Below are 23,488 nucleotides of genomic sequence, written 5' to 3' on the forward strand. Positions count from 1 at the left end.
CATTACTAAGCGGCGATTTATCACTCTTATTAGGATGAAACAACAAGAGGGTGACCACAACCGGCCACCCCCTTATCGCCTTAGACAGGGGAAAGACGCAAGCCCCCTCCCTGCTTTAGGTTAGACGCCTCAGTCCTCTGAGCTACGACGACGAATAGCCGCACCCAGAATATCACCCAAAGACGCCCCGGAATCAGAAGAACCATACTCATCAATGGCTTGTTTATCTTCCTCAACCTCACGACCGCGAATCGTCAATGCCAGCTTACGAGAAGCACGGTCTAGGCCAACAACCTTGGCATCGACCTTCTCACCAACGGCAAAACGCTCTGGACGCTGCTCGCTCTTATCGCGGGCCAGCTCACCACGGCGGATGAAGCCTGTCAGCACATCATCAACCTTGACCTCGATCCCGTTGCTCTGCACAGCAGTCACAACACAGGTTACGACATCACCTTTATTAATGCGCTCCAGCACATCGGCAGCAGGGTCTTCCTGAAGCTGTTTAATACCGAGAGAGATACGCTCTTTCTCAGCATCAACGTCAAGAACCTTAGCCTGAACGACTTGGCCCTTGTCGTAACGCTTCATGACCTCCTCGCCGGACTCATCCCAAGAGAGGTCGGACATATGGACCATGCCATCAATATCGGCAGACAGACCAATGAACAGGCCGAACTCTGTGATGTTGCGGATCTCACCTTCGATGATGGAGCCAACTTTATGCTCCTCAGCGAACTGCTCCCAAGGATTGCGCTGAACTTGCTTCAGCCCCAGAGAGATACGGCGTTTTGCGCTATCGACATCCAGCACCATGACCTCAACCTCCTGAGAGGTAGCCACGATCTTGCCCGGATGGACGTTCTTCTTCGTCCAGGACATCTCAGAGACATGAACCAGACCTTCAACGCCCGGCTCCAGCTCAACAAATGCACCGTAATCGGTGATGTTGGTCACGCGGCCTGTAAAGCGCGCATTGACAGGATACTTAACAGCCACATTCTCCCATGGGTCAGCCTCAAGCTGCTTCATCCCCAAGGAGATACGCTGTGTATCGGAGTTAAAGCGAATCACCTGCACGCGAACGGGCTGGCCAATCTGCAACGCTTCGGACGGATGATTAATGCGCTTCCACGCAATATCTGTCACATGCAGCAGACCATCCACACCGCCGAGATCAACGAACGCACCGTAATCGGTGATGTTCTTGACCACGCCATCAAGGATCATCCCTTCCTTCAGGCCCTGAATCAACTCAGAACGCTGCTCGGCACGGGTCTCCTCCAGCACAGCGCGGCGGGAGACGACAATGTTACCACGCGCACGATCCATCTTCAGAATCTGGAAAGGCTGCGGCTGGCCCATCAACGGCCCGACATCACGCACGGGGCGGATATCCACCTGGCTACCCGGCAAGAAGGCCATCGCCCCGCCTAGATCCACCGTGAAACCACCCTTCACGCGACCATAAATCGTGCCATTAACACGCTGATTATGAGCGAATGCGCCTTCTAGTGCGGTCCATGCTTCTTCACGGCGAGCCTTCTCGCGTGAAAGAACGATGGAGCCATCGCGATCCTCGTAGCGTTCAATGAACAGCTCAAACTCATCGCCCGGCTTAATGTCCGGTGTTGCACCCGGCGGGCCAAACTCACGCAGAGCCACACGGCCTTCACTCTTGAGGCCAACATCCACAATCACATGGTCATCCGTCAGGCGGATAACGCGACCGCGGACAACAGTGCCATCAAACGCACTGTCGCTGCCCAATGTCTCTTCCAACAGGGCTGCAAAATCTTCTTTACCGTGTTCCGGTGTATTCTGAGTGGCAGAAGCCATGTATTTCCAGCATTCCAGAGCGTCGCAGCCTATGCCCGACACTCAGCTATGCGCTATTCCCCCGACTATCGAAGCCTCAAGGAACAACGTCTCCTCCCAACCCCACAACCCGGAGTGGAAGTTATCATCATCACAATACCTTATATTCCCGTTTTAGGCATATAAGGCCGTAACATTACGGGTTGTGTAATATTACGCTACCACCACAACACGCTTGGAGGGGGGACTGTCAATAACGAAGTGTGAAATCACACCCGAATAATCCCTTTCTCCTGCAAAATCTGGCATACTTTCTCTAACACGGCAGCGGCATCAAGCCCATCAGTCAAAATCTGCACAGCATCCTCCGCAGGACGAAGCGGAGCCGTTTGACGTGAGGCATCCTGCCCATCGCGCGCATTAATGGCGGCCACTTCCGCCGCTAACGCTGCCGAATCGGTACAAGACTGGCCATAACGCTGGATGTAACGCCGCTGGGCGCGGACCTCTGGCGAGGCCGTAATAAAAAACTTCGCCGTAGCTTGGGGAAAGACGACCGTACCAATATCCCGCCCATCCACAACCGCGCCACGCGCACGGGCAAAGAGACGTTGCCGCTCTAGCAACGCTGCGCGGACCTCTGGCTCCTTTGCCACGAGAGAGGCTGCACGATCCACCTCTGGCGTGCGTAAATCATCGCGGCGCATATCCTCTGGCATAAGCTGGCGAGCTTGCTCTGGCCCATCATGAGCGGGGTCACCGCCTTGGTTTAGCACACGGCGAGCCACAGCGCGGTATAGCAACCCGGTATCAAGGTAAGGCAAAGCCAGTACCTCCGCTAATTGCCGCGCTAATGTCCCCTTCCCCGCCGCCGCAGGCCCATCAATCGCGATGATAGGGTATTTCATGCCATGCTTGCTCATGCCGTAAGCCCCGCACCAAGGTGATTCATCAAGGCCACAAAACCGGGGAAGCTCGTCTCGATAAACGCTGTATCATCAATATGGACGGGTTTTTCTGCCGCAAGCCCTAACACGGTAGCACTCATCGCTAAACGATGGTCCATATGGGTTTGCACATGCCCTCCACCGGGAAGGCGGGCTTGGCCCTCAATAATCACATCATCACCTTCCACCTGCACCTTTGCGCCATTTGCCTCTAGCAACGCTACGGTGGAAGCGAGGCGGTCACTCTCCTTCACCCGCAATTCGGCAAGGCCGCGCAAGCGTGATGTCCCCTCCGCAAAAGCACAGGCCACAGCGAGAATCGGATATTCATCAATCATGGAGGGCACGCGTATGGCAGGTACATCAACACCCTTTAGCCGCCCAGCGCGCACATGAAGGTCCCCAATGACTTCCCCGCCCTCAATGCGCTCATCGCGTATCTCTAGTGAGGCCCCCATCTCCTTGAGGGTTTTAAAGAGGCCTGTACGTAACGGATTCTGCCCCACAGCCTCTATAACAATGGACGACCCCGGCACAAGCAACGCCGCCACAACGGGGAAAGCCGCTGATGATGGATCCCCCGGTACCAACACATCCTGAGCCACCAAACGCGCTGGACCTTTTAGCGTGATGCGCCGCCCTGCCTCTGGTAGCTCCTCCACCTTCACCTCTGTGCCGAAATGACGGAGCATATTCTCGGTATGATCGCGCGTCGGGGCGGGCTCCTCCACCACGGTTTCTCCTTCGCAATTCAACCCTGCGAGCAGGATAGCGGACTTCACTTGGGCCGAGGCCACTGGCAAGCGATAATGCAATGGCTTGCCTTTACCAGTCCCCTCCACAGCCATAGGCAGCTTCTGCCCCGCACGGGTGACGAATCGCGCCCCTGTCTCGGCCAAAGGCACGCTCACACGCCCCATAGGCCGACTGCGCAATGAGGCATCACCTGTCATGATGCTCATAAAAGGATGCGTTGCCAGCACACCGCTCAAAAGCCGCGCTGCTGTGCCAGAATTACCCATATCCAGCACATCGGCAGGCTCTTTAAGCCCAGCTACGCCACAGCCCTCCACAACCCATTGCGTGTCCTTGCGTGTTACCTTGGCCCCTAAAGCGCGCATAGCCTCAGCCGTGCGGAGAACATCTTCTCCCTCCAATAAGCCGGTAATGTGCGTCCGTCCTTCTGCAAGGGCTGCGAACATCAAGGCACGATGGCTGATGGATTTATCCCCTGGCACACGGACCCGCCCCGCTAAGCCAGCAGGAGCAGAGGAAACTATCAAAGGGCGTTGTGCTGTCATAATTTTACGTCACATTATCTCGGTTTAGAGCGTTTGATTCTGCGAGGTTACAGCATCTAAAGGGAAAAGTCTGTCCCCTTCCTTATCATGAATGATTTGACAGGCGGGCATTTCGGTGGCATGGGCCAAACACTTCTCTTTTGTGGCAATACGGGCTTCCAAGATTATGGCAAAACCAGAACTCGGTCTGAAACGGACTTGCGTCGATTGTAATGCGCGCTTTTATGACCTCAACAACATGCCAGTTGTCTGCCCTAAATGCGGCACAACCCAGCCAAGCCACCTCTCCCGCTTGAAGAAAGAGGACGAACTCGCAGACGAGAAAGACAAAAACCTCTCCCAAGAGGACCACGAGGATGATGTGGACCTCGATACAGGCGAGGATGATGATTTGGATGATGACGATGATATCAGCAAAGATATTGAGGTCTCAACCGATAAAGATGAGCGTGACGACTCCTAAATCACGCTCTCATGCTCATCCGGGGTCATGCCCCCCTAAAGGGGAGGCCCTTGCGCACCTCCCCGGCAAAAGCCGTATCCTCCCTTGGATGCGGCTTTTTTCTATTGCCCATTTTCTAGGCTGCGCTGCCATTCCGCTCCCCATCATGGCACAGCCCACCGCAATAGCCACCCTCACCCAAGAGCTAAACCAACGCGATAGTGCCACGGCTGTGTTACAACAACGCTGCCCTATCCCCATAACGGCACGCTTATTAGGCGCAGACGCTCCGGCTTCCCTCCATAATGAGGCACGTCATGCCCTCAACGCCCCTTCTGATGGCCACTTAACCACCCGCCATGTGCTCCTCCTCTGTGAAGGTACGGCACTTTCCGAAGCGTGGAATCTTTACCTACCAGACCGCCTCACCCCACAAGCACGCACACTTTTAGCCGATGGTCATACACCCTTTGGCCGCGCTGTGGGGGAAGGGCATTTCTATCGCCAACGTCTGAGTCGCCCTATGGGGAGCCTCCCGCCGCTTATCATCATAGAAAATCGCGCCATTCTTCGCCGCAAAGCAGACGGCAAGCCTTTGGCGTATCTGATAGAACGCTATAACCGCGCGGCTCTAACGCCTGTTACAACGCCGGGGGCGACCAATTTAAATGTTGTCCCCCATCAGGGGCGAGCATCTGCCCCGTAACAGATGGCAGCATGAGGAACATGCGGGCAATCGCCGCAATTTCCTCAACATCTGCCCCACGATGCAGCGGTGTACGCTGGCACATCGCCTCAAAATGCTCCAAAGACTGCCCAGCAGCCGGCAAGACCGGGCCGGGGCCAATCGCATTTACCCGCACGCGTGGGGCCAACCCCAAAGCCATCGTACGCGTCAAGCTCCATAAAGCAGAGCGCGCTACTGTATAGCTGACAAAATGCGGCGTGAGATTCCATACGCGTTGGTCCAACATATTCACAATCAGACCTTCAGCCCCCTCTGGCAGGGCCTCCGCCATGGCTTGGGAGAGCACAAAAGGCGCACGGAGATTTGGCTCCATATGTGCATCCCAACTCTGACGCGTCACACTGCCAAACTCATCCCGCTCAAACACTGATGCATTATTGATGAGCACCCCCAGCGTGCCAAGCTGGGCGGTAACATGCTCCATCATCGGCAATAAGGCGGCCTCATCGGCAAGGTCTGCCTGCACCACACAGCCCCGCCCGCCAATCTGGCGCAATAGGGCTTCGGCCTCATCCCGGCTGTTACGATAATGGATAGCAACGGCAAATCCTTCCGCTGCCAGCATCTCCACCATTGCCCGGCCGAGACGCCGCGCTCCACCCGTCACTAACGCCACACGCGGCATGTGGGGCGAGAGACCCACCATCCTATAACGCCTTGCGTGAGGACATAGCCGCAGCCAATGTGCCTTCATCTAACACATCTAACGCCCCGCCCATCGGGACGCCATGACCCAACCGGCTCACAATCACCGGGTAAGGGGCGAGCTTTTCTTGCAGCCAATGAGCCGTTGTTGCCCCTTCCACCGTGGCCCCTAGGGCAAGGATAACCTCCTTCACCGCGCCTTGCTCCACATGCTTCATCAAGCCCTCAAGGTTTAAATCCTCCGGTCCACAGCCTGAAAGAGCAGAAAGAACCCCACCTAACACCTGATACCGCCCGCGATGCATCCCTGCACGCTCCAACGCCCATAAATCACCCACACTCTCCACCACACAAATGACAGACCCATCACGCTGCGGGTCCGCACAAAGAGAGCAGGGGCTACAGCTATCCAAATTGCCACATTCTGGGCAGGTTTGAATCGTCTGCGCGGCCTGCTGCATCGCCCCCATCAAGGGCTGTAAACGTGTCTCTGGGGCTTGCAAAAGGGCTAAGGCCGCCCGCCGTGCCGAGCGTGGGCCAAGGCCGGGTAAGCGGGCAAGACGAGTGATAAGAGCGTCAATCTCAGGGCTTATACGCACGGTCTATGATGGTCCTCACTTTTTAGAAGGGCAAGTCCATGCCCGGTGGTAACTGCAACCCACCTGTCACCTGCTTCATCTCCTCAGCACTGGTAGCTTCAACCTTTGTGCGTGCATCAGCAAAAGCGGCCAGGATTAAATCCTGCAATGTTCCCATATCCTCTGGGTCTGCCAATTTGGGGTCGATAGTAATGGCTTTCAACACGCCTTTCCCCGTCATGCTCAAACGAACAAGGCCATTACCTGCCGTACCCTCGATCTCCAAGCGTTCCAACTTCGCTTGGGCTTCCTTCATGCGGGCTTGCATTTGGGTGGCCTGCTTCATCATACCAGCCAGATTCTTCATAACATCACTCCTCCAAAAAAGGGCTGCTTATTCAAACTCATCCTCATCGGCATAATCGGCATCCGGTGGGGCGAACTCAAAACCAGGGGGGACATCCTCCCCTAATGGAACAATCATCTCTGGTGGGAGGCCATAATCATCCAACGTATGATCCCGCACCTCGCCAATTTCTGCTTTGGGAAAACGCTGTAAAATCGCTTTAACAAGCGGATGTTGCTTTGCTTTATCCTTATGCAAAGCAATAATCTCCGCCCCCTGCTCATCTAATGTCGGCTCCCCCGCCGCCTCGGAGGGCAGAACCTCCCACCGGCCGGGATAAAGCCGCTCTAACAGCGCGATAAGCGTCCGAAAAGCCTGCCTTTTACGCTCCTTATCCTCATCAGCAATGCGCAACACAACGCGGGGCGGGGCAAACTCTACCAAATGCCCCAAATGACGCAACACACCATGAAGATGCGCCTCTTTTTGCTGGCCTACCAACGCCACCATTTCCCGCCAGCTACGCGGCATGGGGGGAATACTCCCTTCCGCCTCGCCTAGGGTCGGTTGTGGCATGATTGGTGCAGCAACGGGGCTCCCATTCTCGGTTGCTAAGCGCAAAGGCTGCGGGGCGGGGCTGGTTTGCGCCTCTGCCTCCATAGCAGACTGTGGCTGCGCCATCGCACTCCCCCGCACTACGGGGCCAGAAGGTACATTCTGCCCCTGATGAGACGCTGTAGAAGAAGGCGTTGCCACGGCACGGCTTGGGGGCTGCTGTTGCCCCATATGCTCCGCTGGCCCTGCCGCCCCACGAGGTGACGCCCCACCAGATGGCCCGTTTGGGTGCGCTCCTCCCGCCGTTTTATGAAGCTCTGCTGCGGGAACCTCCTGCAACTGACGCACCAAATGTGCAGGGGTTGGCAGTAAACTTGCATGGCAGAGGCGAATCAAAACCATCTCAGCCGCTTGACGGCGGTCGGGGGCCATATCGACCTCTGCCAGACCTTTCAGCACTAATTGCCATGCACGACCTAAAACGCTCGCCCCGACATGCTCAATAATCACCCCACCACGAACACGCTCCATCTCTGGCAGTTCGTTCCCTTCGCGCAGGCTAGGCAGGGCCTTAAGGCGCGAGAGCAGATGCAGCACATCCAGCACATCGGTCAGCAACACGCCAAGGTCTGCCCCCCGGGCATAGGCTTGCCCTGCCATGGTGAGGACCTCAGCCACCTGCCCACGCAAAGCCGCCTCTAAGAGGTCGAACACCAAGCCACGGTCTGCTAGACCAAGCATATCCGCTACCGCAGCAGTATCGGACGCCCCTTGGGCAATCGCTTGGTCAAGCAATGACAACCCATCACGCACCGAACCATCAGCTGCACGCGCGATGAGCGATAAAGCCCCTTCCTCCAGCGTTGCCCCTTCTTTTTGGGCAATGCGCGCAAAATGCTCAGCCAACATAGCTTGCGGTACACGTTGGAGGTCAAAACGCTGACAGCGCGATAAGACCGTGACAGGAACCTTCCGCAATTCTGTCGTAGCGAAAATGAACGTTACCTGCGCGGGAGGTTCCTCTAGCGTTTTAAGCAACGCGTTAAACGCATTGCGCGAGAGCATATGCACTTCGTCAATAACAAAGACCTTCATCCGCGCCTGCATGGGGCGGAAGCGGGAGGCCTCAATAATCTCGCGCACATCATCCACACCTGTGCGAGAGGCTGCGTCCATCTCCAACACATCGGGGTGACGGTCCGCCAAAATAGCCTTACAATTAGGGCAAACTCCGCATGGCTCCGCTGTTGGGCCGCCTTTACCATCTGGCCCGACACAATTAAGCGCGCGGGCAATAATCCGAGCGGTTGTGGTCTTACCCACACCGCGCACCCCTGTCAGCATAAAGGCATGTGCCACACGCCCCACAGCAAAAGCCCGCCGTAAAATACGGACTAAACTCTCTTGGCCGATGAGGTCATCAAATGTTTGGGGGCGATATTTACGCGCTAAAACACGATAAGGCGTACCCTCCCCTGCCGAGGGAGCAGCCTCCAGCGGGGCAGCATCACCAAAAAAGCCTGCACCACCTTCTTCCGGGGGAAGGGGCAAAGCATCATCATCCGTCACGGCTGTTCTGGCCTCCCACAGCTCTCATGTTCTGGAAAAGACCACGCGGAGGGCATTTCTCTAAGCCTGCAGACTTTGTACCTCCAAAGCCTAACAGGTGGAAGACCGGACACCCGACCCGATACGATCTCACTACGGCTGCTCCCTTCCGGGCCTGACCGGGTTCGCAAGTCAACCGCCCAGGGCCGATCTCCCACGCGGCTTCTAGCATGAAAGGTGGGGGGGATGGCAAGCCCTTTACGGAGCGACAGCCCCACCACCGGGATGGCGCGGGTCCGCCACCCCGTAAAACGGCCCGACCGCCTTAGCAGAAGGCTGCATACCCAAACGTGGCCCACCCACCAGAATTGCCTCTGTAATCCCCCATGGGCGATGCGCGATGAAATGATACCCCATATGCTCCAACGTCTTTTGCACCTCGGGGCTAAGCGCGCCGCTCTCCATCTCCACACTATCTGGCTTCCATTGCTCATGCAGGCGTGGGAGATCAACCGCTTGGGCCAAATCCAACCCGTAATCCACCACCCCCAATAAGCTTGAAAGCACAATGGTCGGAATACGCGACCCGCCGGGGCTACCAGTGACCATAACCACCTTGCCCTCACGGCTAATAATCGTAGGCGACATGGAGGAAAGAGGCGTCTTACCCGGGGCAATCGCATTAGCCGCAGACCCAACAAGGCCAAACATATTCGGCTCACCAGGCTTGATGGAAAAATCATCCATCTCATCATTCATCCAAATGCCGGTCCGCCCGCCCATAACGCCAGCCCCAAACCAACCATTGAGCGTATAGGTTGTGGAGACCGCCATACCTTGGGCATCAATAGTGGAGAAATGCGTTGTCTCATGCTTCTCCTCCGCTGGCTCCACCCCAGCATGGGCCACATGGCTAGGGCCGGGCTGACCGACAAACAAAGCATCGGATGAAATAGCATGATGCGCTGGTAAAGCTGCGCGAATCTGTGCCGCATAGGCGGGGTCTGTTAAATAAGAGACCGGATTTTGCACAAAAGCGGGGTCGCCAAGGTCACGCCTGTCAGAATAAGCATGGCGCATCGCCTCAATCTCGTAACGCACAGCTTGCGCGCTATGTAACCCCAACTGGGTCATATTATAGCCAGAGAGGATGTTCAGAATCTCACATAGCGCAACACCACCCCCACTTGGGGGCGGGGCAGTCTCAATCTGATAGCCCCGATAAGCACACCGTATGGGCTCCATAAAACGCGGCTTATAGGCGTGGAAGTCCGCCTCTGTAAGCAAGCCACCCCCTAAGCGAGCCACACGCAAAATCTCCGCCGCAATCGGTCCGTGATAAAATGCGCGGTCACCTTGTTGAGCAATTAACGCTAAAGAGCGCGCTAAACCGGGCTGGATAAGCCGGTCCCCTACAGCAAGCTCTGACCCATCAGGGCGAAGGAAAATACTGCGCGCATACTCATCTTGGCGGAAATAATCTGTCGATGTATGCAAAAGCTCCACATCGCCTTCCTCCAGCACAAAGCCATCTCGTGCGAGAGCAATGGCTGGGGCCATATCCTGCGCACGGCTTAACCGCCCCCAGCGTTTACGCACAGCCTCCAACCCGGCAACCGTCCCCGGTACCGCCACAGCTTGCCAACCAATGGTAGAGAGGCCCGGCTTCACATGCCCTGCAGCATCTACATACATATCAGGCTGTGCCCGCAAAGGGGCATGTTCGCGGAAGTCGATAAACACAGCTGGGCCATGCGAGGGGCGAAGGGTCATAAACCCACCCCCACCCAGATTTCCCGCTGCGGGATAAACGACGGCTAACGCATAACCAACAGCCACCGCCGCATCTGCTGCATTACCGCCTTCACGCAAAATACGCGCTCCTGCCTCTGAGGCTAAATGCTGAGCGGAGACCACCATCCCCCGCTCCCCTCTAACCAAAAGGCCGGGGCGGGCTGTATCTGGCCCATAAGCAAGGGGGTCATGGTCGGCACTAAGCGGCTCTGCTTGGCAAAAAGGCACCATGCCAACGCACAATGCCCCGATAACCAGCCGCATTGCTCTCTTACGCCACGCCATCATACCCCCTCTACCCCCTTAAACAGCGTAAGGCGGCTTTGTGTAACCACGCGGTGAGAGAGTAAAAATCTCGTACCCATCTTCTGTCACACCAAGCTGATGCTCAAATTGAGCGGATAAAGAGCGATCCCGCGTCACAGCTGTCCATTCATCAGCGAGGACTTTCACATCCGGCTTACCGAGATTCAACATAGGCTCAATGGTGAAGACCATACCTGCCTCCAAAACCGTGCCCTGACCGGGCCGCCCGTAATGGAGAACACTCGGGGCTTCATGGAAACTACGCCCAATGCCATGCCCACAAAAATCCCGCACGACACCAAGGCGATGCTTCTCCGCAAAGCTTTGAATGGCATAACCAATATCCCCCAGCGTTGCACCGGGGCGGACCTGCTCTATCCCCAGCATAAGGGCTTGATAGGTCAAGTCGATCAATTTCTCTGCTTTGCGCGGGGGCTTGCCCACCACATACATGCGCGATGTATCACCATACCACCCGTTTAAGATGGAAGTGACATCAATATTAAGTACATCACCTTCCTGCAAACGCCGCTCACCAGGGATGCCATGACAGACAACATGGTTCAGCGAAATACAGCATGACTTAGGAAAGCCATGATAATTCAAAGGAGCCGGTGTGGCCCCATGAGCTAACGTATAATCATGGATGATTTTATCCAACTCACCCGTTGTAATACCGGGGCGGACATGCTCGGTAATCATATCCAGCGTTGCCGCGGCTAACTGCCCCGCCGCTTTGAGGTGCTTAAAATCCTCTGCCGTATAATGCTGGATATTACGCCCATCTTGAGAAGCCATACCGTTTGATAGTCCTTATACTTACTTAAAAAGCCCCTTACCCATGCACCCCTCTGGCAATCATCCTCATCACCACGAGATTAGGAGCGATGATGCCCACGATGGGAGGCCCACGCATGATGCAACCCGCGCGAGGCTGCATGAGCATGATAACTTACTAACATAACATCACGATGCAAATGCCGACCGCGCACAGCACGATGCTCCCCACGCCATGCCACAGCATAAGCCCCCGGCTTCTGGAGGAGAGGCAACGGCGTCTGACCCGCTTTGGAGAAGCCATCATTCAACAAAGAAATCATCGTCTCATTACGGCTAGTATTGCTAGAAGCCCCCATCTCAACAGCGATTAAGCGCGTCTCCCCTTGTTGGGCGGAGCTTACAAGATTATGGCCAGCAAGATCGGTATAGCCTGTCTTGAAGCCATCCGCCCCCTGATACACACCCAAAAGCGGGTCATGATTTGGAATCATATGACGGCGGAAAGCAAATTGCCGCACACCGAAATAATGATAATATTGCGGATAATCCCGCAACAGAGAGCGAGCAAGCACGCCTAAATCCCGTGCTGTCGTCACTTGATCAGGGTCTGGCAAACCAGACGCATTGCGGAAGGTCGTATGGGCCATCCCCAAACGACGCGCTTGGAAGGTCATATGCGCCGCAAAGCGTGTTTCATCCCCACTACCAAGATACTCGCCCAGCACACAAGCGGCATCATTAGCGGACTTTGTCACCAAAGCGAGAATCGCTTGCTCCACTGTAAGATGCGTACCCGGCCTTAGCCCTAATTTGGAAGGTGCTTGTACAGAGGCATGGATGGAGACAGGCATCTCATCATCCAACGTAATGGTCCCACGCTCCAACGCTTGGAAGGTGAGATATAATGTCATCATTTTTGTAAGAGATGCGGGATAACGCTGAAGATCCGCATCTTCCTCCGAAAGCACAGCTCCTGTCCGCGCATTTAGGACAATGGAAGACACATGGCCTGCAAACTGCGCTCGCGCTGTACCAGCGAACGTTACCAAGCCCACAGCAAACGATAACAAAGTACGGCGAAAGAGCGAGTGCATCAGGACAAATTATCCTTACAGAAACAGGGCAGGAGACGCAGAATAAGGCATTTTTTAGAACCTTCTTTTGTAGCCTGTCTAGCTAATTTCCACACAGATGTTCAACATTTAAAGATTCTTTAATCATTGACCAGCACTTCATCACATCTATGTTACGTTCTTATAAAGGATCTCCCCTCTCTCTCCGCTAAAAGACCTAGCAAACAGCCCCTTGTGACGAATCGCGCCAATGCAATGCAGCTGTGCTGTACGCTATCATCCCATAGGATTCTTACTTTTTCCTGCTAAAGTAATAGCCAGCCCTCGCGAATTATTAGGAGACACCCCATGCAGCGCAGGCCCTACGGAGCAACATCGCACCCTCCTATAGACGATGCCAACCCAGACGTGCCTGTTTGTGCAGTGCAAGAAGATGCACTTACCAACCAAAAAACAGAACTTACTTATCCCTCTATGTATAAAGTTCTGCTCCTTAACGATGATTATACACCAATGGACTTCGTTATATTTATCTTAGAGCGTTATTTTGCCAAATCACCTGATGAAGCCCGCCATATTATGCTGGAGGTTCATAATCGTGGTAGTGGGGTTTGTGGCATCTTCACCTATGAGATTGCTGAAACCAAAATCGGGCAAGTCATGGACCTAGCCCAGCAAAACCAACATCCTCTGCAATGCACCCTTGAGAAAGCGTAAACGCATTGCCACCTCTAATTGCGGTTGATGTTCGATAACTTTCTGTCCCGCAATTCATCATTCTGACATGGATATGTGTCACAAGGAGCGCATTATGTTGTCAACCACACTCGAACAGACGCTTCAGCGCGCCCTCATCATTGCCGGGCAGAACCAGCATGAATTCATCACGCTGGAACATCTCCTCCTCGCTCTTTGTGATGATCCTGATGCAGAAATAATCTTCTTAGCATGTCAGACAGACATCACCCATCTCCGCCAGGCGTTAGAGCGATTCCTCCTTAGTGAACAACGCGCTGTTATTCGCCCCGACCTAGAGGACGCCCCCCAACCGACAACAGCATTTCAGCGTGTGATTCAACGCGCAGCGGTTTATATCCAAAGTTCAGGCTACCCCACCATGACAGGCGGACATATCTTAATCGCTATGTTTGCGGAGAAAGAAAGCCATGCCATCTTCTTCCTCCAACAGCAAGGTCTTACCCGGCTGGACGCTATTCGTGCCCTCCAACAAGAGAACCAAGCCTCATCACAACACGAGGAGCATCACCACAAAAAGGCACGGCACTCACGCAAAAACACCGCCGCCTCTGCTGAAAACGGCACAGAAGGGGACACCAAAGAAGCCCTGCGCACATATTGCACTAACCTCAATGAGCGCGCCTACCATAATAAAATCGACCCTCTTATTGGGCGTGAGGAGGAGGTTAATCGCGTCATCCAAATCCTCTGCCGCCGTACCAAGAATAACCCCCTCCTGGTTGGGGATCCGGGTGTAGGTAAAACGGCTATTGCCGAGGGTTTGGCTCAAAAAATCATACGCGGACAAGTACCCGCCATCCTCGCCGAAGCACGCCTCTATAGCCTAGACCTCGGAGCCTTACTCGCTGGGACACGCTATCGCGGTGATTTTGAAGAACGCCTCAAAGCTATCATTAATGAGCTAGAGGAAAATCCTAATAATCTGCTCTTTATTGATGAAATCCACATGCTTGTTGGGGCGGGAGCTACCACAAATGGCTCTATGGATGCGTCTAATCTACTCAAACCCGCTTTAGCAGCAGGGAAATTGCATTGCATTGGCTCCACCACTTACCAAGAATATCGCCAGCATTTTGAGAAAGACCACGCCTTAACCCGGCGTTTCCAAAAGATTGATGTTGCCGAGCCTTCTCAAGCCGATACAATCCGCATCCTCCGTGGATTAAAGGACCGTTATGAGGACCATCACGATATCCGCTTTACCGACCCCGCCATTCGCAGTGCTGTAACACTCTCTGCGCGGTACATTCACGACCGTAAGCTCCCCGACAAAGCCATTGATGTCCTTGATGAAGCCGGGGCGGCCTGCCGCCTGCTTCCCAATAGCCGCAAACGCCGTACAATCGGAGTGAAGGATATTGAGGCTACGATTGCCCGTATTGCCCATATCCCTCCCCGTCATCTCTCCACTGATGATCGTACCGTCTTGCGCCATTTACCAGAGGAGCTACGCCGTGCCGTTTATGGGCAAGAGCCTGCTCTGGAGGCTCTCTCCTCAGCGGTCATGCTGTCTCGTGCAGGCTTGCGCGATACGGAAAAAACCATCGGCAGCTATCTTTTCTCCGGCCCGACAGGGGTCGGCAAAACAGAAGCCGCACGGCAATTAGCAAAATCGCTCGATATTAAGCTGATTCGCTTTGATATGTCGGAATATATGGAGGCACACTCCATTTCCCGGCTAATTGGTACCCCACCCGGTTATGTCGGCTTTGAACAAGGCGGGCTTTTAACAAGTGCCATCGACCAAAACCCCCATGCTGTCTTACTGCTTGATGAAATTGAGAAGGCCCATCCAGACCTCTTTAACCTTCTCTTGCAGGTCATGGACCATGGGAAATTAACCGACAACACGGGCAAAACGGTCGATTTCCGTAATGTTATCCTCATCATGACCAGTAATGCCGGGGCGAGTGACCTCTCCAAAGAGGCTATCGGCTTTGCCCGCACAGCGCGTACAGGCGATGATGAAGACGCTATAAAACGACTCTTCTCGCCAGAGTTCCGCAACCGCTTAGATGCCATCATCCCCTTTGCACCGCTCAGCCCGGATGTTGTCACCCATGTAGTAGAGAAGTTTGTTCAGCAGCTTAGCAACCTATTAGCGGCTAAAAATATTACCCTCCAACTCACCCCAGCAGCAAAGGCGTGGCTTGTTGAGCATGGATATGACCGTACAAATGGGGCTCGCCCACTTAGCCGCTTAATACAAGAGAAAATCAAAAAACCTCTATCGGAAGAAATCCTCTTTGGCACCTTAGCCAATGGCGGGAGTGTCAAAATCGGTGCGCGTGAGGGAGAGCTTACCTTCACCCTTTCTGCCGCCACATCATCTACACCTCCTACTAACGCCCCAACAAAAGGCCAATCAGCCAAAGGCACTCCAACAAAAACCCTCACCCCGGCTTAGGCTCTAAAAGCCTGCCGGGGCACGGGAAAGCGTTATTGGTAACGCTGGCCATTTACACTTACAAACCCCGGCCATGGCCACTGGCGGCTTGTGCCATGGTGGGTCCAGTCCAACCCTTGCCGACTGGGCCCATCATAATAATACCGCCCTTGAACCTCGACATGATCCCCCACTTTCACCCATGGCCATGCAGGGGCGCGCATTTCATCAAGATTTGAGACGATGCGCAAAGGAGTCCCCCCCGCTACAGACATCAGAAAATAACCATGCTGCCCGCTGCGGCTTTGGCGCGCTCGATAAACATGCACGACCGTCCCACAAATATGCTCTGGCATGTCCAAATGCTGCCCGTAAGGAATCTGCTTATGGGCAAATTGCTGATTATAATGGGCCTGATCCTGCACAAAACGCTGATTATCACATTGCGCGGGCATCGTAGCCTCTATCGCCGTCTCAGCTCTTGCAGGGACTAACCCCACCCCACTGGCCAAAAGCCCCAATAAGCCCGCTCGTACCATCATTGACCATGAAAAGCGCATCATCTCTCCTTTCCTCCCCTCTTTCCCCATCGCCATAGCAGGAGTATCGTAAGGGAGATTTCATCATTACGGGGACTTTCCCGTTACGATAACCATAAAGGCTAGCTGACTATAACGCCATCACGCACCTTGCTGATAAGAGGGAGAAGACCATGCCTTTGCACCATTTAAAGACCCTTCGTACACGGCTACAAAAGAACCAGCCCGCCTCACAAGGTACGCCTGTTACCTTCGCAGGGGCTTGCCCTACTTTTGAGGTCATCGCGCTGGGGGTTCGTAGTGGCGTTGCTGATGGCAACCTTTCATCCTACCTCATCCGCCCTCTTGGGACGAATGAGGCCGTGTTATGTGATGCTGGTACGCTCGGGAACGGGCTAAAACGGGCCGAGGCAAAAGGGGTACTAAATGACATCCCCATCATGCCCAACTCTGCCCTCAGCCGGGCTGGCCATGTCCTGAAGCAAACAGTGCGGGCTTATCTCATCAGCCATAGCCATTTAGACCATGTCGCCGGGTTAGTCTTCACCTCACCAGAAGATACGGCAAAGCCGCTTTATGCGCTCTCCCAAACAAACGCGATTTTAGCGGAGCATCTTTTTAATAATCGCGTATGGGGAGCCATGGGCGATAAAGGGCCAGAACCCCGCATTGGGAAATATAGTTACCATAATATGGAGCCGGGGCAGGCACAAATTGTACAAGGAACAGGCCTAACCATCACAGCATGGCCCCTTAGCCATGCCAGCACAACATCCACAGCCTTCCTCATCCAGCATGAAGGGCAGGCAATTCTCTATCTCGGCGATACACAAGCCGACCAAGCTGATGGCCCGCGTAACCTCCATAAATTATGGGAGGCTATCGCCCCCTTAGTGCAGAACAACACACTCAACACCATCATTATGGGCGCAACCTATCCCGATAGTCAGCCTGATGATGCACTTTGTGGCCAATTACGCCCTAAAGACCTCCTCACATCACTGCGTGAGTTAGGCCATATTTGCGGCGGCCGCCATCATATCCGTGGGTTGCGTGTCATCATCACCCATGTGAAAGAAACCTTCCACGATGGGGAATGCCCCACGCAGCAGATTTATCGCGACCTCCAAGAAGGTAACGATATTGGGATTCACTTCCTTATGGCAGAACAAAGCGCGCGTTATCTTGTCTAACAACAAAGCGCGTACCATTCTTATAAAAAGACGAGCCTTCCTCACCACTATAGGTGTAGGAGGCTTGGGGCTATGCCAGACAGCATCTGCCAAACAAAGGCATCGTCACGCTCAGCCCCACCACCATATTCCCCCCTCAGATGCGCCACCCCTTACAGCCCTCTCGGAAGCAACCCGCCAACAAATTAGCCAATTAATTGCTATTGCCCCCCATCGCTCCCGCCAAGAGCGCATCGTCCTGATGTCCCAATTTATGAAAGGGACGCCCTATCTCGCCCAGCCACTCATTGGCTCAGCCACCACGCAGGAAGAGCTCATCCTCTCATGGCGAGGGGTGAATTGCATGACCTTTGTGGAAATCATCCTCGCCGCTAGCCGCAGCTTCACAGTGGAGCAATTCATCCATGCTCTCATCGCTACGCGCTACCGTCATCATCATGTTACCTTTACCGAACGCCGGCATTTTTATAGTGATTGGCTATATGGCACGCCTATTCTGTGTCGCGACCTCAGCCCGCATTTTCCCTATGCCCAGCATATCTCCAAGACACTCAACCTCAAGCTCCCACCTACTTCTCCTGCCAATACGGCACCAGAAGACCGTTACCTACCGGGGATTCCACTTAAAAAACGGTTAATTACCTATCTACCAACAAAGCCATTATTAGATAATTTACATCACCATACCATAAAAACGCATATAAAAAGCGGTGATGTTATTGGTATTTACAGCCCCTTACCCGGGTTAGATGTCTTCCATATTGGGTTAGCCATTTGGCGAGGACACGAACTACTCTTTCGTAATGCCTCCTCCCTACCGGAGCATCGCTATGTTGTCGATACACCTCTAGCGGACTACCTAAAGGAAAGACGGGGCATCGTCCTCTACCGACCTATTTTGTAATGGAATGTAATTGCTACCTAGTAGCCAGACATAAAAAAAGGAATCCCTCCCCCTAAATACATAGGGAGAGGTAATCCTACACATGAAAAACCATGTTACCGTGGTTTCCCAACCGATTTGTCTAGATTCCTTTTACAAACATGCTGAACTCTGTCAATAATAATGAAAGGAAGATATTACATGACACCCCCCATTAAAGACTCCCTCCTCTTTGGTATTGACCTCGGCATTGGCTCTTGCGGGTGGGCTGTCTTAAATCAACAGCCACAAATAAACTACATTGAAGCCCTCGGCAGCTGGTGCTTCGACGTCCCAGAAACCGATAAAGAGCGCACCCCCACCAACCAAATTAGACGCACAAACCGCCTGTTACGCCGTGTCATCCGCCGCCGCCGCAATCGCATGGCCGAGATACGCCGTCTCTTTGCAGAGCATCACTTACTCAACGATGCCCATCCCGATGCGCTACGCCGCACCGGAGTCGACCCATGGGAGATGCGTGCCCAAGGGCTTGAACGTCCCCTCACCGCAGAGGAGTTCGCCACTGCTTTAGGCCATATTGCCAAACGGCGCGGCTTTAAATCCGCCGCTAAACGCGCCAAAAGCAATGCTTCGGCCGAAGATGGCAAAATGCTTGCCGCGATTGAGAAAACCAAAGAACGCTCTGCCCAATATCGCACTATTGGCCAAATGTTCGCCCGCGACCCAGACTATACCCAAAGACGCCGCAACCGAGATGGCTTCTTTGACCGCACTATGAGCCGTGATGATCTCCTCCATGAAGTCACCGTCCTCTTTAAAGAACAACAACGCCGCGGTAACCACTTCGCCACACCAGAGCTAGAAAAGGCGTTTATAGACATCGCCTTCCGCCAAAAACCTATGCAGGATAGCAGTACCCTTGTGGGCGATTGCCCTTTTGAACCCGGTGAAAAACGCTCCTCCCGCTTCTCACCCTCTTTTGAGCGTTTTCGCCTCCTCAGTCGCCTTGTTAATCTCCGCCTCACAGACGGCCCAGAGGAACGCCGCTTAACAACAGAAGAACTCCGCCTTGCTTATGAGAAAGCTGGGACAACAGCCAAATTGAGCGTGACAAGACTTCGTGAACTTCTCTCTTTACGCGATGACCAACGCTTTACAACCATTTTACCCACAAATGAGACAGAGGATATCGCCTGCCGCACGGGGGGCAGCTTGACTGGTACAAAGGCGTTTCGCTCCGTTTTAGGGGATTCTCTTTGGGAACAGTTACGGCCCTACCCGGCCATACTCGACCAAGCGGCTTGGATCATTAGCTTCCATGAACTTGCAAAAACAATCGCCGAAAAATTAAAAACGATCGAGGGCCTTCCTCAAGAGGCCTACACGCTTCTCTGCAAAGCAGTGGAGGATGGAAAATTCGCGCAATTTAAAGAGGCCTCATCTCTCTCCGACAAAGCAGCCCGCGCGCTCATCCCCTATCTGGAGCAAGGGCTAACCTACGATAAAGCCTGCACAAAAGTCGGCTATGATCATACCGCCACCGCTTTGCGCCAGCATGATACAATCGATACAAAAGCCAAGTTTAAAGCCTTGATGGAGGAAGTACGGGACAACATCACCAATCCTATTGCCAAAAAGGCCGTCACAGAAGGCATGAAGCAACTTTGGGCGATGCGTAACCGCTGGGGCTTACCCGGTGCCATCTGCATTGAACTTGCGCGTGATGTTGGCAACAGCCTTGAAAAACGCCGCGAGATTGAAAAAAATATTGAGGCCACGACCAAGAAACGCGAAAAAGAGCGCGAGGAAATACGCGAACTCCTTTCCATCAAAGACGTCCCCTCTGAGACATTGCTCCGCTACCGTCTGTGGAAAGAGCAAGGCGGCCGATGCTGCTATACGGATGAACCTATATCCCCCCACCAGCTTATCTCTGACGATAATAGCGTACAGATAGATCACATCCTGCCATGGTCACGCTTTGGGGATGATAGCTACAGCAATAAAAGCTTATGCTCTGCCAAAGCGAATCAAGAAAAACAAAACCGCACGCCTTATGAATGGCTCCACGGCATAAAAGGCCAAGACGAATGGGATAGATTCACCGCGTCTGTGGAGAGCCGGAAAGAAACAAAAGGCATCAAAAAACGCAACTTCCTCCTTAAAGGCGGAAAGGAAACAGAAGAACGCTTCCGCAGCCGTAACCTTAATGACACGCGCTATGCCGCCCGCTTAATGGCAGAAGCCGCTCGCTTGCTCTACCCCGCTGGCCATCGCGGCGAGAAGGGCGGTAAACGGCGTGTCTTCACCCGCCCGGGAGCCTTAACAGCAGCCCTACGCCACGCATGGGGCGTTGAATCGCTCAAGAAAATAGACGGCGAACGCCTCCCTGATGACCGTCACCACGCCCTTGATGCTGTCGTTGTAGCCGCCGTGAGTGAAGGCGAAATCCAAAAACTGACCAAATCCTTCCAAAAGTGCGAGCAACAGGGCCTCCCACGCCCATTGCGCCATGTTCCCCCACCATGGGAGACATTCCGTGAGGATGTAAAGGCAGCCTATCACACCATCCGCGTTGCACGGCCGGAGCGTCAACGCGCACGCGGTGAAGGCCACGCCGCTACCATCCGGCAACTCCGGCAGGAGGAAAGCGGCCCTGTCATTTACGAGCGCAAAGCTATTGAAGCCCTCAAACTAACTGACCTTGCCAAAATTAAAGATCCAGAGCGCAATGAGGGGCTTATCACCGCACTTCGCCATTGGATTGAGGCTGGTAAACCCGCTGATGCCCCACCACGCACCCCCTGCAACATAGCCGGTGCTGGCCATGAGATACGCAAAGTGCGCCTTGCCACTAACAAAAAACCGGCTGTCCCCGTCCGTGGGGGCATTGCCGACCGTGGCGATATGGTGCGCACAGACATCTTCACCCGCCGCAATAAAAAGGGGAAGACGGAATGGTTCATGGTCCCCATCTACCCTCATCAAATTATGAACCGCACCCAATGGCCTACCCCACCTAATGCCGCAGTCATCCGTAAACCAGAGGAGCAATGGCCTGAAATGGGCCCTGAGTACACATTCCAATTCAGCCTATACCCACGCAGCTATATCCGCCTCTTTAAAAAAGGCGTGGTGATAGAAGGCTATTTTGCAGGGAGTAACCGCTCTACCGCCTCTATCGCTGTATGTGATGCTAACGATAAAACCGACTGCCAAACAGGAATCGGCATCAAAACGCTGGACCTCATCCAAAAATACGCCATCAACCGCTTTGGCGAGCTATCCCCCATCAAGCAGGAGACTAGGACATGGCATGGCGTTGCGTGCATATCTCCCGCCCAGCCCGACTAAAGCTCAAGGACCAGCAGCTCCTTATCATGCAGGATGATGATACAATCATCCTGCCGCTAGAGGATATTGCCTGTTGCGTCCTCGATACACCACAAGTCACGATCTCCGGCGCGCTTCTCTCCGCTTTTGCTACCATGGGGGTCGCCTGCATCATCCCTGATGAAAAACATCACCCTGCTGGCATGCTGCTTCCATTCCATCGCCATTATGCCCAAGCGGATATCATCCAGTTACAGATTGGGGCCTCCCAACCGCTCCGTAAACGCCTGTGGCAAGCTCTAGTAACGGCAAAAATCAATAACCAAGCGGCTATCTTAGCTGCCCGCGCTCATAAGGATGCCAAAAAGCTACAAAGCATGGCTGGCTTGGTCACATCGGGGGATAAAGAGAATATAGAGGCTCAAGCTGCCCGCTTTTACTGGTCCCGCTTATTCCAGACCTTCCTCCGCGCTGATAGCACAGATAAACGCAACGGCTTACTTAATTACGGTTATGCCATCCTCCGCGCGGCTCTTGCTCGCGCCTGTGTTGCCGCAGGGCTTATCCCCTCATTAGGGCTTCACCATGCCTCCCGCACCAATGCCTTCAACTTAGTGGATGACCTCATCGAACCTTTCCGCCCCAGCGTGGACCATATGGTCGTCCATTACCTCCCTGAGGGCGACACTGCCACTGCCACCCTAGAAGACCGCCGCTTTATGGCAGGGATACTCACCCAAACCGTACGTATTGGGCAAGACAACATGACCATCCTCGCCGCCACTGAAACCATCGCAGCGGATTTGATTAAAGCCCTTGAACATAATAGTGCGGCCCTGCTGCGCCTCCCAACCCCTTTAGGGAAACATCCATGAAAGCTGAGGAGACTCGATTCTTGTGGCTCATGATTTTTTTTGACCTCCCCGTCCGCACCAAGCTCCAACGACGGCAAGCGACGCAATTCCGCAATTTTTTGCGTGATGATGGCTTTATTATGCTACAATACTCCGTCTATGTTCGTGTTGGGCGTGGGCAAGATAGTATTGATAAACATATACGCCGTGTTCGCACAGCTTTGCCAAGAGAAGGCAGCATAAGGGCTTTGCAAGTGACTGATAAACAATATGGACGGATGGAAGTTATGCTCGGCCTCGCCAAAAAAACCGAGAAAGTAGGAACGAAACAGATGGTATTGCTATGATTTTCGGCCATAAAAACAGCGAAAAATCATGCAACATCAATCTGTTACGTTCTAGCTAGCCTACCATAGACAAATCGGTAGGGAAACCACGGCCATATTCAAATCACCGCCCAACTCATCAATAGCCTACCATAGACAAATCGGTAGGGAAACCACGGCTTGAACTTATACTTGCATTGCCGCGGGATAAGCTTATCACAGAGGCAAGGGTATGTTTTAGTGGTGTGTGGGTTTAGGGATTTATCTGGGATTTGTGTATGGTATTTATTGGATGCGGGGGTAGGATTTGAACCTACGACCTTCAGGTTAT

The 23,488-nt window shown here is 53.8% G+C and carries 20 protein-coding genes and 1 other RNA gene; 9 read left to right on the top strand and 12 right to left on the bottom strand.

From position 1 onward, the window contains the following. Positions 1–129: 129 nt before the first annotated feature. The 3 genes from rpsA to aroA all read right to left on the bottom strand — a co-directional run bounded on the left by rpsA (position 130) and on the right by aroA (position 4,066). Positions 130–1,839 (bottom strand): 30S ribosomal protein S1, encoded by a 1,710-nt coding sequence (gene rpsA / locus GM556_RS06930; protein WP_155573834.1) that lies wholly within the window; start codon positions 1,837–1,839, stop codon positions 130–132. 248 nt (positions 1,840–2,087) lie between these two features. Continuing rightward, positions 2,088–2,741, bottom strand: coding sequence for a (d)CMP kinase (gene cmk / locus GM556_RS06935; RefSeq protein WP_196424786.1), 654 nt, complete (start codon positions 2,739–2,741; stop codon positions 2,088–2,090). After that, the gene (gene aroA, locus GM556_RS06940) at positions 2,738–4,066 is read right to left on the bottom strand and encodes a 3-phosphoshikimate 1-carboxyvinyltransferase (RefSeq protein ID WP_099027012.1); all 1,329 of its coding nucleotides are present in this window, start codon (positions 4,064–4,066) and stop codon (positions 2,738–2,740) included. Before aroA ends, cmk begins: the two co-directional genes overlap by 4 nt. A gap of 166 nt (positions 4,067–4,232) precedes the next feature. On the opposite strand from aroA, the gene GM556_RS06945 reads away from it, so the two are divergent. Both GM556_RS06945 and GM556_RS06950 read left to right on the top strand, forming a co-directional pair. Then, positions 4,233–4,529, top strand: coding sequence for an FYDLN acid domain-containing protein (locus GM556_RS06945; RefSeq protein ID WP_155573835.1), 297 nt, complete (start codon positions 4,233–4,235; stop codon positions 4,527–4,529). Continuing rightward, entirely contained in the window at positions 4,516–5,214 is a 699-nt protein-coding gene (locus GM556_RS06950) for a hypothetical protein (RefSeq protein ID WP_155579657.1), read from the top strand. Before GM556_RS06945 ends, GM556_RS06950 begins: the two co-directional genes overlap by 14 nt. Here GM556_RS06950 and GM556_RS06955 read toward each other — a convergent pair. The 8 genes from GM556_RS06955 to GM556_RS06990 form a co-directional block, all read right to left on the bottom strand. Continuing rightward, positions 5,150–5,902: an SDR family oxidoreductase gene (locus tag GM556_RS06955; protein ID WP_099027014.1), complete on the bottom strand. Its 753-nt coding sequence runs from the start codon at positions 5,900–5,902 to the stop codon at positions 5,150–5,152. The two genes, GM556_RS06950 and GM556_RS06955, sit on opposite strands and share 65 nt — an antisense overlap. Before the next feature lies 1 nt (position 5,903). Next, positions 5,904–6,500 carry a recombination mediator RecR gene (gene recR / locus GM556_RS06960; protein ID WP_099027015.1) on the bottom strand — a complete coding sequence of 199 codons (597 nt, stop codon included), beginning with the start codon at positions 6,498–6,500 and terminating at the stop codon, positions 5,904–5,906. 22 nt (positions 6,501–6,522) lie between these two features. After that, positions 6,523–6,846, bottom strand: coding sequence for a YbaB/EbfC family nucleoid-associated protein (locus tag GM556_RS06965; protein ID WP_155579658.1), 324 nt, complete (start codon positions 6,844–6,846; stop codon positions 6,523–6,525). A gap of 27 nt (positions 6,847–6,873) precedes the next feature. Further along, a complete protein-coding gene (locus GM556_RS06970; RefSeq protein ID WP_370513607.1) occupies positions 6,874–8,949 on the bottom strand; it encodes a DNA polymerase III subunit gamma/tau in 2,076 nt (691 codons plus the stop codon). Positions 8,950–9,046: 97 nt separating this feature from the next. After that, an RNA gene (gene ffs, locus GM556_RS06975) (signal recognition particle sRNA small type) lies at positions 9,047–9,143 on the bottom strand. 43 nt (positions 9,144–9,186) lie between these two features. Next, positions 9,187–11,010: a gamma-glutamyltransferase gene (ggt, locus tag GM556_RS06980; RefSeq protein WP_155579660.1), complete on the bottom strand. Its 1,824-nt coding sequence runs from the start codon at positions 11,008–11,010 to the stop codon at positions 9,187–9,189. A gap of 15 nt (positions 11,011–11,025) precedes the next feature. After that, a complete protein-coding gene (gene map, locus GM556_RS06985) occupies positions 11,026–11,826 on the bottom strand; it encodes a type I methionyl aminopeptidase (protein WP_099027019.1) in 801 nt (266 codons plus the stop codon). A gap of 80 nt (positions 11,827–11,906) precedes the next feature. Beyond that, a complete protein-coding gene (locus tag GM556_RS06990; protein ID WP_155579661.1) occupies positions 11,907–12,902 on the bottom strand; it encodes a D-alanyl-D-alanine carboxypeptidase family protein in 996 nt (331 codons plus the stop codon). A gap of 327 nt (positions 12,903–13,229) precedes the next feature. Between GM556_RS06990 and clpS the strand changes: the two genes are divergently transcribed. Continuing rightward, a complete protein-coding gene (gene clpS, locus GM556_RS06995; RefSeq protein WP_155579662.1) occupies positions 13,230–13,598 on the top strand; it encodes an ATP-dependent Clp protease adapter ClpS in 369 nt (122 codons plus the stop codon). A 94-nt stretch (positions 13,599–13,692) separates the two neighbouring features. Further along, positions 13,693–16,047 carry an ATP-dependent Clp protease ATP-binding subunit ClpA gene (clpA, locus tag GM556_RS07000; protein WP_155573840.1) on the top strand — a complete coding sequence of 785 codons (2,355 nt, stop codon included), beginning with the start codon at positions 13,693–13,695 and terminating at the stop codon, positions 16,045–16,047. Between the two features lie 32 nt (positions 16,048–16,079). Here clpA and GM556_RS07005 read toward each other — a convergent pair whose 3' ends face one another. After that, entirely contained in the window at positions 16,080–16,589 is a 510-nt protein-coding gene (locus GM556_RS07005; protein WP_196424629.1) for a DUF3465 domain-containing protein, read from the bottom strand. Positions 16,590–16,738: 149 nt separating this feature from the next. Between GM556_RS07005 and GM556_RS07010 the strand changes: the two genes are divergently transcribed. From GM556_RS07010 to cas2, 5 genes are all read left to right on the top strand, one after another. Then, positions 16,739–17,758 (top strand): MBL fold metallo-hydrolase, encoded by a 1,020-nt coding sequence (locus GM556_RS07010; RefSeq protein WP_155573841.1) that lies wholly within the window; start codon positions 16,739–16,741, stop codon positions 17,756–17,758. Continuing rightward, complete coding sequence (locus tag GM556_RS07015) at positions 17,751–18,662, top strand: N-acetylmuramoyl-L-alanine amidase-like domain-containing protein (protein ID WP_196424787.1); 912 nt, start codon at positions 17,751–17,753, stop codon at positions 18,660–18,662. The genes GM556_RS07010 and GM556_RS07015 overlap by 8 nt, the downstream gene beginning before the upstream one ends. A 180-nt stretch (positions 18,663–18,842) precedes the next feature. Further along, a complete protein-coding gene (gene cas9, locus GM556_RS07020) occupies positions 18,843–21,998 on the top strand; it encodes a type II CRISPR RNA-guided endonuclease Cas9 (RefSeq protein ID WP_155579664.1) in 3,156 nt (1,051 codons plus the stop codon). Beyond that, positions 21,956–22,852: a type II CRISPR-associated endonuclease Cas1 gene (cas1, locus tag GM556_RS07025; RefSeq protein ID WP_155579665.1), complete on the top strand. Its 897-nt coding sequence runs from the start codon at positions 21,956–21,958 to the stop codon at positions 22,850–22,852. The genes cas9 and cas1 overlap by 43 nt, the downstream gene beginning before the upstream one ends. Next, positions 22,849–23,178, top strand: coding sequence for a CRISPR-associated endonuclease Cas2 (gene cas2 / locus GM556_RS07030; protein WP_155579666.1), 330 nt, complete (start codon positions 22,849–22,851; stop codon positions 23,176–23,178). Before cas1 ends, cas2 begins: the two co-directional genes overlap by 4 nt. Positions 23,179–23,488: the final 310 nt, after the last annotated feature.

Origin of the sequence: Bombella sp. ESL0378 (assembly GCF_009725845.1) — a bacterium.
GTDB lineage: Bacteria > Pseudomonadota > Alphaproteobacteria > Acetobacterales > Acetobacteraceae > Bombella > Bombella pollinis.

Excerpts from the sequence above, each read along its gene's own strand:
- GM556_RS06990 (WP_155579661.1), bottom strand. The coding sequence starts at position 12,902 with ATGCACTCGCTCTTTCGCCGTACTTTGTTATCGTTTGCTGTGGGCTTG.
- clpA (WP_155573840.1), top strand. The coding sequence starts at position 13,693 with ATGTTGTCAACCACACTCGAACAGACGCTTCAGCGCGCCCTCATCATT.
- rpsA (WP_155573834.1), bottom strand. The coding sequence starts at position 1,839 with ATGGCTTCTGCCACTCAGAATACACCGGAACACGGTAAAGAAGATTTT.
- cmk (WP_196424786.1), bottom strand. The coding sequence starts at position 2,741 with ATGAGCAAGCATGGCATGAAATACCCTATCATCGCGATTGATGGGCCT.
- GM556_RS07010 (WP_155573841.1), top strand. The coding sequence starts at position 16,739 with ATGCCTTTGCACCATTTAAAGACCCTTCGTACACGGCTACAAAAGAAC.
- GM556_RS06965 (WP_155579658.1), bottom strand. The coding sequence starts at position 6,846 with ATGAAGAATCTGGCTGGTATGATGAAGCAGGCCACCCAAATGCAAGCC.
- clpS (WP_155579662.1), top strand. The coding sequence starts at position 13,230 with ATGCAGCGCAGGCCCTACGGAGCAACATCGCACCCTCCTATAGACGAT.
- cas1 (WP_155579665.1), top strand. The coding sequence starts at position 21,956 with ATGGCATGGCGTTGCGTGCATATCTCCCGCCCAGCCCGACTAAAGCTC.
- GM556_RS06955 (WP_099027014.1), bottom strand. The coding sequence starts at position 5,902 with ATGGTGGGTCTCTCGCCCCACATGCCGCGTGTGGCGTTAGTGACGGGT.
- cas9 (WP_155579664.1), top strand. The coding sequence starts at position 18,843 with ATGACACCCCCCATTAAAGACTCCCTCCTCTTTGGTATTGACCTCGGC.
- aroA (WP_099027012.1), bottom strand. The coding sequence starts at position 4,066 with ATGACAGCACAACGCCCTTTGATAGTTTCCTCTGCTCCTGCTGGCTTA.
- ggt (WP_155579660.1), bottom strand. The coding sequence starts at position 11,010 with ATGATGGCGTGGCGTAAGAGAGCAATGCGGCTGGTTATCGGGGCATTG.
- map (WP_099027019.1), bottom strand. The coding sequence starts at position 11,826 with ATGGCTTCTCAAGATGGGCGTAATATCCAGCATTATACGGCAGAGGAT.
- GM556_RS06945 (WP_155573835.1), top strand. The coding sequence starts at position 4,233 with ATGGCAAAACCAGAACTCGGTCTGAAACGGACTTGCGTCGATTGTAAT.
- cas2 (WP_155579666.1), top strand. The coding sequence starts at position 22,849 with ATGAAAGCTGAGGAGACTCGATTCTTGTGGCTCATGATTTTTTTTGAC.
- GM556_RS07005 (WP_196424629.1), bottom strand. The coding sequence starts at position 16,589 with ATGATGCGCTTTTCATGGTCAATGATGGTACGAGCGGGCTTATTGGGG.